The sequence below is a fragment of the Methylobacterium sp. GXS13 genome (assembly GCF_001455965.1).
Taxonomy (GTDB): domain Bacteria; phylum Pseudomonadota; class Alphaproteobacteria; order Rhizobiales; family Beijerinckiaceae; genus Methylobacterium.
Genome location: NZ_LKKO01000010.1, coordinates 1 through 635, shown reverse-complemented (window position 1 = coordinate 635; position 635 = coordinate 1). Strand labels below are relative to the sequence as shown.

General features: G+C 65.0%; 1 protein-coding gene and 1 pseudogene. Both read right to left on the bottom strand.

The window, feature by feature from the left end; translation table 11 throughout:
* Positions 1 to 288, bottom strand: a pseudogene (locus AO398_RS03960) (DUF4011 domain-containing protein); the annotation flags it as partial.
* Between the two features lie 73 nt (positions 289 to 361).
* A partial coding sequence (locus AO398_RS03955; RefSeq protein ID WP_152997402.1) for a helix-turn-helix domain-containing protein occupies positions 362 to 635 on the bottom strand: 274 nt, incomplete at its 5' end.

Here is a 635-nt window from a genome sequence, read left to right as displayed (position 1 = left end):
CAGCATCTCCAGGAGGGTCGGATTGATCCGGACCTCGTCGTCGTGCCGCGCCAACCGGAAGCCGGCGCGCACGCTGGATCGCTTCAGTGAGACCGGGATGAGGAGGAGGGGGGCTCGGTAGGGGGCCTCGCCCTCCTTCTTCGTCCACGACAGGAAGCCGATCGCGAGAAAGAGGATATTGGCCCCGCCTTCCTCGAAATCATTGCGCGCGAGACGATAGAGGTCGAGCAAGCGGCGATCGAGATCGGCCTCGGTCGCGGTCGTGTACAGCTCGCCCCGGTCGAGGGCGGCCTCGAGGTAGCTTCCTCTCGCGCCGAACCGGCATCCACTTCGGCGGAGACCACTCTAAGCCAAAGCTTTTTCACTTAGAGCGGCGCCGATCCTCGTCGAAATGCAGGTAGACGGGGTCGAACTTGGCCGTGGCGACGAGGCCTAGCCAGTCGCCGATGGTGATGTGGCCGCCCTGGAGGACGATCTTGCGCTGTGCCCGCAGGGTCCGAACCGACCAGTTGAAATGCACCGCCGTGACGCCGACTGCATCGGCCAGATCCGCCTGCGTCGGCGGCAGCGGACAGGAAAGGTCGCCCGCCAGCTCCACGGCGCGCTGGCGCATGTACATTTCGCAGAACAGATGT